The 7,139-nt window shown below is 78.6% G+C and carries 6 protein-coding genes; 2 read left to right on the forward strand and 4 right to left on the reverse strand.

The window, feature by feature from the left end; genetic code table 11:
* Positions 1-214 precede the first annotated feature (214 nt).
* From aroD to AB6N23_RS16330, 3 genes are all read right to left on the reverse strand, one after another.
* Complete coding sequence (gene aroD / locus AB6N23_RS16320; protein ID WP_412867047.1) at positions 215-1,036, reverse strand: type I 3-dehydroquinate dehydratase; 822 nt, start codon at positions 1,034-1,036, stop codon at positions 215-217.
* Between the two features lie 61 nt (positions 1,037-1,097).
* Positions 1,098-1,673, reverse strand: coding sequence for an ATP-binding protein (locus AB6N23_RS16325; RefSeq protein ID WP_412867048.1), 576 nt, complete (start codon positions 1,671-1,673; stop codon positions 1,098-1,100).
* Between the two features lie 145 nt (positions 1,674-1,818).
* Positions 1,819-3,297 carry a phytoene desaturase family protein gene (locus AB6N23_RS16330; protein WP_412867049.1) on the reverse strand — a complete coding sequence of 493 codons (1,479 nt, stop codon included), beginning with the start codon at positions 3,295-3,297 and terminating at the stop codon, positions 1,819-1,821.
* Between the two features lie 226 nt (positions 3,298-3,523).
* Between AB6N23_RS16330 and AB6N23_RS16335 the strand changes: the two genes are divergently transcribed.
* The gene (locus AB6N23_RS16335) at positions 3,524-4,372 is read left to right on the forward strand and encodes an LLM class flavin-dependent oxidoreductase (protein ID WP_412867050.1); all 849 of its coding nucleotides are present in this window, start codon (positions 3,524-3,526) and stop codon (positions 4,370-4,372) included.
* Between the two features lie 83 nt (positions 4,373-4,455).
* Here AB6N23_RS16335 and AB6N23_RS16340 read toward each other — a convergent pair whose 3' ends face one another.
* Entirely contained in the window at positions 4,456-5,235 is a 780-nt protein-coding gene (locus tag AB6N23_RS16340) for a GNAT family N-acetyltransferase (protein ID WP_412867051.1), read from the reverse strand.
* A 185-nt stretch (positions 5,236-5,420) separates the two neighbouring features.
* On the opposite strand from AB6N23_RS16340, the gene AB6N23_RS16345 reads away from it, so the two are divergent.
* On the forward strand, positions 5,421-7,139 hold a 1,719-nt coding region (locus AB6N23_RS16345; RefSeq protein WP_412867052.1), incomplete at its 3' end, for a penicillin-binding transpeptidase domain-containing protein.

The raw sequence follows: 7,139 nt of genomic DNA on the forward strand, positions 1-7,139 counted from the left end.
GCACGGTCCAGGTCGTACGGGCCCGCGGGCCCGTGCGCGCCTGCGGGCGCCGGCGGACCGGCCGGGTCGGACGGGTGGGTGACGGGCACGGCTGCTCCTCGGGTCGGCGCCGGACGCGGGTGGTCCTCCCGGTGCCGACCGTCGGCGCTGCCCGGACTCACCGGCCCGTGCTGGACCGGGCGGTCAGTCCGGCCAGACCGACCGCCCCGACCCGTCAGAGCGCGGCGTGGACGAGCGTCAGCACCTCGCGCAGCCGCACGGCGTCCAGCTGGCCCGGCGCGCTCCCGGCGCCCACCGAGCCGAACGTCAGCGCGGACCCGAACACCTCGCCGGCGAGCCGCGTCACCAGGCCCAGCCCGCCCATCGCGATCGTCACGACCGGCCGGTCGGCCTCGCGCGCGAACGTGCGCGTGGCCTGCAGGAGCGTGAGCACGTCGTCCGCGTCGGCGGGCGTGACCGCGACCTTGCAGACGTCCGCGCCGGCGTCCCGCTGCCGCCGCAGCACGTCGACCAGCGCGTCCGCGGACGGCGTGCCGGCGAAGTCGTGCGTCGAGACGACCACGGGCACGCCGTGCGCGCGGGCCGCGGCGAGCAGGTCGGCGCGCACGGCGTCGGGCGTGGCGAGCTCGACGTCGACGGCGTCGACCACGCCTGCGGACGTGATCGCGGCGAGGACGACCGCGGCGTACGCGGCGTCGTCGGCGGGCTGCGCACCGCCCTCGCGCGCCGAGCGGAACGTGGCGAGCACGGGCACGTCGTCGGGCAGGGCCGCGCGGACGGCGCGCAGGGCCGCGGTCGCGAGCGCGGGGTCGGCGGCGGAGCCGGCGACGTGGTCGAGCCGCACCTCGACGACGTCGGCCACGCCCGGCGGCAGGGCGCGCGCGTCGGCGGCGGCGGCGTCGGGGGTCGTCGCGACGAGCGGCACGCACACCGCGGGCACGCCGGCGCCGAGGGTCGCGCCGCGCAGCCGCAGGACGCGCGCGCCGCCGGGGCCGGTGTCGGGCTCGGCGTCGGGGGAGGTGGTGGTGCCCGCCATGCGCACAGTGTGGGTCATCGCCGGGGCACCGCGGCGGGGCGTCCGGCGGGACGTCTCGCGGTCAGCGGCGCGCGTCGTCCGTCGCGCAGAACGTCGCCCACACGTGCTTGCCCTCGGCGTCGGCGTACCAGCCGACGTCGAGCGACAGGCGGCGGGCGATCTGCAGGCCGAAGCCGCCGTCGCCGGGTGCGCGGCCCTCGGCGAGGAACGGGTGCCGGTCGAGCGCCCCGTCGGACACCTCGAGCAGGAACGTGCGGCCGTCCTGCGCGAGCCGCACCTGCGTGGGCGGGCGGCCGTGCGCGAGGGCGTTCGTCGCGAGCTCGGAGGCGACGAGGACGACCTTCTCCGGCACGTCGCCGAGCGGCTCCACGGCCGACGACGACGACGCGGCGATCTGCTCGCGCAGGTCCCCGCGCAGCGTGCGCAGCTGGGCGGCGCTGTCGAGCACCCAGCGGCGCAGCGCGACGAACGTCGCGGCGGGGTGCGAGGCGTGCAGCTCCTCGCCGGCGGGCGCCGGCCGGCCGGCCTGGTCGTCGTCGGGCAGCGTCCGCGGCGGCACGACGCCCGTGCCGGCGGCGGCGTCGACGGCTCCGGCGGGCTGCGCGGGCGCGTGCGAGGTGGTCGGTTCGTCGCTCATGCCCGCCGCCCCCTGCTCGTGTCGTCCGTCCCGCCCCGCGTCGCCATCCGCGGTCCGAGGACGACGGTAGGGGCACCGGCGGTTTCGCACCACCGAAGCCCCGGCGTGGCGTCCTCCGAACCTGGACCTCCGTCCAGCCGGCGGATCATGCCGCCACCCCCGGCGCGAGGGCCGGCGCGTGCCGCACGTCGAAGACCTGCCGCAACGCCCGGCGGGCCGCGAACCACCCGCCCATGCCGTGCACGCCGGGGCCCGGCGGCGCGGACGCCGAGCACAGGTACACGCCCTCCGCGAGCCGGTACGGGTCGAGGGACGGGGTCGGCCGGGCGAACGTCTGCACGAGGTCGAGCGCCCCGGCGGAGATGTCACCGCCGACGTAGTTCTCGTCGTGGTCGACCATCCGGGCGGCGGGGATGCACCGCGAGGCGACGACGACGTCGCGGAAGCCGGGCGCGAACCGCTCGACCTGCGCCGTGACGGCCTCGGTGACGTCGACGTCCGACCCCGCCGGCACGTGCGCGTACGTCCACAGGGGATGCAGCCCGCCGACCTCGCGGCCCGGGTCGACGACGGTCGGGTCGCTCAGCAGGACCGTCGGGCGCGGCGCGTGCCGGCCGGCGGCGACGTCGGCCTCGGCCTCGGCGAGCTGCTGCTGCGACCCGCCGAGGTGCACCGTGCCGGCACGTCCGACCTCCGGGTACGCCCACGGCACCGGGCCGGACAGCACGAAGTCGACCTTCGCGGCGCCGTGCCCGAACCGGAACCGCTCCAGGCCGCGGCGCGTGCGGGCCGGCAGCCGGTCGCCGAGCACCTCGACGACCGTGCGCGGGTTGGTGTCGAACAGGACGGCCCGCGCGGGCGGCAGGTCGGCCGCGGACCCGACGCGGTGCCCGGCGACGACCGTGCCGCCGTGCGCCTCGAGGTCGGCGCGCAGCGCGTCGACGATCGCCTGCGACCCGCCGCGGGGCAGCGGCCAGCCGCTGCCCGCGTGCGCCAGCGCGGCGAGCAGCAGCCCGGCGCCGGCCGCGGGGATCGCGGGCAGCGGGTGGATGGCGTGCGACATGACGCCCGTGAGCAGCGCGGGGGCGACGTGCCCGCGGAACCGCCGCGTCCACAGCGGCGACCCCTGCTCGGCGAGCCCGAGCGCGTAGCGCACCGCCGTGGGCACGCCGGTCGGCAGCAGCTCCCGCGGGATGCTGCGCCGGTCGCCCATCGCCACGCCGACCACGACCTCCGGCCGCTCCGCCAGCGGCCCGAGGAGGGATCGCCACGCCGGCCCGTCGGGGCCGAGCGCCTCGACCGTGCGCGCCAGGTCGCGGTACGCGATGCCCGCCTCGCCGTCGTCGAGCGGCTGCGCGTACGACACCTCGGGCGTGAGCAGCTCGACGCCGCGCGCACCGAGGTCGAACTCCTGCAGGAACGGGGACGCCCACGCCATCGGGTGCACGGCGGAGCAGATGTCGTGCACGACGCCGTCGGCGAGGCCGAGGTCGAGCGTCCGCGAGCCGCCGCCGACCGTGTCCTGGGCCTCCAGCACGGCGACCTCGAGCCCCGCGCGTGCGCACGTCACCGCCGCGGCGAGGCCGTTCGGGCCGGACCCGACCACCACGACGTCGGTGGGCACGCGGGCCTCCTCGGGGTGCGGGCGGGGCACGGGCCGGGCGTCGGACGGGGCCGGTGCGGGGTCACGGCCAGCCTAGGCGCCGCGCGCCGGGGCCACCGCCCGGGGCGAGCGGCGGGGGTGTCGGTGGGCGCGCGTAGCGTCGCGCGAGCAGGAACCGGACGGATCGGGCCGTATCGGGTCGGCTCGATCAGGACGGGCGGGATCGGGACGGGCGGAGGTGGTCGGGGTGCAGGTCGGGTTCGTGGCGAGCTTCGGGACGGCGCAGCAGGTCGTCGACATGGCGGTCGTCGCGGAGGAGCACGGCTGGGACGGCTGGTTCACGTGGGACGGCGTCGACATCGCCGGCATGCCGTCGTGGGACCCGTGGGCGCTGCTCGCGGCGGCCGCCGTGCGCACGCACCGCATCACCCTCGGCGCGATGGTCCTCGCGCTCCCGCGGCGGCGCCCGTGGGTCGTCGCCAAGCAGGCCGTCACGGTCGACCACCTGTCCGGCGGGCGCCTCGTGCTGCCCGTCGGCGTCGGGGTGGCGGACGACGGCGCGGTCGCGGCCGTGCCGGCCGAGCGCCGCACGCTGCGCGAGCGCGCCGAGCTGCTCGACGACGACCTCGCGGTGCTGGCGCAGGCGTTCACGGGCGGGCCCGTCCACGTCGACGGCACGCACCTGCACGTCGACGGCATGCGCTTCGACCCGCGCCCGGTGCCGCGCGCGGACGGGCGCACGCACGTGCCGCTGTGGCCGGTGGCGGCGTTCCCGAGCGAGCGGTCGATGGGCCGCGCGGTGCGGTGGGACGGCGTCGTGCCGCAGCTGCGCGGGGCGGAGCCGGAGCGGGAGATGACGGCGGCCGACGTGGCGGGCGTCGTCGCGTGGGCGCGTGCGCACCGGGCACCGGACGCGGGCCCCTTCGACGTGGTCGTGCAGGGCGTGCTCCCGGACGACCCGGTGGCGGCCCGCGACCGCGTGCAGGAGCTCGCGGGTGCGGGCGCGACGTGGTTCGTCGACTCCCGCTGGGACCCGGCGACCGCGACGCCCGAGGCGCTGCTCGCACGCCTGCGCCGAGGACGGCCGGAGGCGTGAGCGCGCCTCGCCCGCGCGGCGGCACCCCGGCGGGTCGCGCAGGCGGCACCGGCGGCGCCGGACGTCTCGACGCCGCCGGCCGCTCAGGCGGCGGGGTCGTCCTCGACGGTGTCCGGCCCGGTGCGCGCGCCGGTGTCCGTCCGCGTGCCGCCGTCGGTCCGCGCGTCGGTGGTCGGCCCCGCGTCCGCGGCCGGCCCCGCGTCCGCGGTCCGCGCGGGCCGGGTCATCGGGTAGATGAACGGCCCGTCCGGCGTGAGGGGCACGGGCTCGTGCGCGTCGGTGTAGCCGCGGGAGTGGTAGTAGCCGACGTTGTCGTGCTTGGTCGTCTCCAGGTAGGACGGCACCCCGGCCCGGTCCACGTCGTCGAGGAAGCGCCGCAGCAGCAGCGACCCGCGGCCGGCGCGCTGCAGGTCGGGGCGCACGCCGAACGCCTCGACGTACCAGGCGTCGCAGGGCACGCCCTGCGAGGTCAGCTCGCCGAACCGGATGATGCCGCCGCTGTGCTCGCGCGTGAACAGCGCGATCCGCGCGAGGCGCAGGCCCTGGCGGAGCCACCGGCCGGCGGACATCGGGTAGGTGCCCGGCGGGTACAGCGCGAGCACGCCCGTGACCTCGTCGCCGAGCTTCGTCACGAGCACGCGGCCGTGCCGCATGCCGTCGGCCAAGGTCATCCGGTACACCTCGCGCAGCTCCCGCTCGCGGCGCGCCCGCACCGGGAACAGGTGCGAGTACCCCGGGTCCTCGGCGAGCGCGGCGGCCAGCACCGCAGCGGCGGCCGTCCGGTCGCGTGGCTGCAGCGGCCCGACGACGTCAGGTGGTGGCTGCCGGCGTGCCGGTCCTTCTGCTGTCCCCCCGTGCTCCATGACCGCATCGTGACCTGGACCCGCGTCCAGATGCAACCGGACGAGCGATACTCGTCATGCCTCCTGGGGAGGAGCGGTGAAGATCACCCGTGACCCGCAGCGGTGGCCCGGTGCCCGGTGCCACGCTTCGTGCGGCCGTGCCCGGACTCCGCGGAGGCGGGCGCGCCACCGACGAGGAGGACGGCATGGGGACGACGACGGCGACGGCACGCGCGCGGGGCCGCCGCGCGGCGTGGGCACTGGCCTGCGGGCTGCTCCTGACCTCGGGCGTCGCGGCCTGCACGCCGGACCGGCCGGACCCGCGCCCGGCGGCCGAGGCGCTCGCGGCGGCGCTCGCGTCGGGCGACTTCACCGACGTGCCGCTCGACGCGGCCGCGCCCGCGCCCGCGGACCTCGCGGCGACGCGCACCGCCGTGGTCGCCGGCCTCGGGGAGACCGCGGCCGCGACCGTCGAGGTGGCCGGGGTCACGACGGCGGAGGACGAGGAGACCGCGACGGCGGCCCTCGCGGTCACGTGGGACCTGCCGTGGGTCGACGAGGACTGGATGTGGACGGCGGACGCGCGCCTCGCCCGTGACGACGAGGACGCCTGGCGCGTCGCGTGGTCGCCGGCCCTGCTCGCACCCGACCTGCAGGACGGCGAGGTGCTGCGCGCGGCGCGCACGGCCGCGCCGCGCGGGGACGTGGTCGGCGCGGGGGACGCCGTGCTCGTCACGGAGCGGGACGTCGAGCGCTTCGGCGTCGACAAGACGCGGCTGCCCGCCGACCAGCACGACGCGGCCGCGCGGGCGCTCGCGGCGGCCCTCGCCCTCGACCCGGAGGCGTACGCGCAGCGCGTCGCCGGCGCGGGCGAGAAGGCGTTCGTCGAGGCGATCACGCTGCGCGTCGAGGACGAGTCCGTCGACAAGGCCGCGCTGCGCGCGCTCCCGGGCGTCGTCGCGGTGCCGGACACGCTGCCGCTCGCGCCGACGCGGACCTTCGCGCGGCCGATCCTCGGCACGGTCGGCCAGGCGACGGCGGAGATCGTCGAGGCGTCCGACGGCGCCGTGGCCGCGGGCGACCTGGCGGGTCTCTCCGGCCTGCAGCGCCAGTACGACGAGCACCTGCGCGGCACGCCGGGCGTGACGGTGCGCGCCGAGCCGGCCGAGGGCGGCGACGGGTCGACCACGCGGGAGCTGTTCACCACGGCGCCCGTGCCCGGGCAGACCCTGCGCGTCACGCTCGACCAGCGCCTGCAGGAGCGCGCCGAGGCCGTCCTCGCGGGCGTGGCGCCCGCGTCGGCGGTCGTCGCGATCCAGCCGTCCACGGGCGACGTGCTCGCGGCGGCCAGCGGCGCCGGCGGCGAGGGCATCTCCACGGCGACGCTCGGCCAGTACGCGCCGGGCTCGACGTTCAAGGTCGTGAGCGCGCTCGCGTACCTGCGCGGCGGGCTGACGCCCGCGTCGTCGGTCGCGTGCCCGCCGACCGTCACGGTGGACGGCCGCACGTTCCAGAACTTCCCCGGCTACCCGGCGTCCGCGCAGGGCGACGTGCCGTTCCGCACGGCGTTCGCCAACTCCTGCAACACGGCCTTCATCGGCGCGCGCGACCTCGCGGACCAGGGTGCGCTCGCGGACGCCGCCCGCTCGCTCGGCCTCGACCCGGCCGCCGACCTCGGCTTCCCGGCGTTCCTCGGCGCGGTCCCGGACGACGCGTCGGGCACCGGCCACGCCGCCTCGGTCATCGGGCAGGGGCAGGTGCTCGCGTCGCCGCTGGGCATGGCCACGGTCGCCGCGTCGGTGGCGACGAGCCGCGCCGTGGTGCCCCGGCTCGTCGTCGACCCGGAGCCGGGTGCCTCCTCGGACGGCGCGGCGACGGACGGCGCCGGCGACGCCGCCGCGACGGACGCCGCGGCGGCCGACCAC

The sequence above is a fragment of the Cellulomonas pasadenensis genome (assembly GCF_047229365.1).
Lineage (GTDB): Bacteria > Actinomycetota > Actinomycetes > Actinomycetales > Cellulomonadaceae > Cellulomonas.

Coding starts and splice junctions, on each gene's coding strand:
- aroD (WP_412867047.1), bottom strand. CDS start 1,036: ATGGCGGGCACCACCACCTCCCCCGACGCCGAGCCCGACACCGGCCCC.
- AB6N23_RS16325 (WP_412867048.1), bottom strand. CDS start 1,673: ATGAGCGACGAACCGACCACCTCGCACGCGCCCGCGCAGCCCGCCGGA.
- AB6N23_RS16340 (WP_412867051.1), bottom strand. CDS start 5,235: ATGGAGCACGGGGGGACAGCAGAAGGACCGGCACGCCGGCAGCCACCA.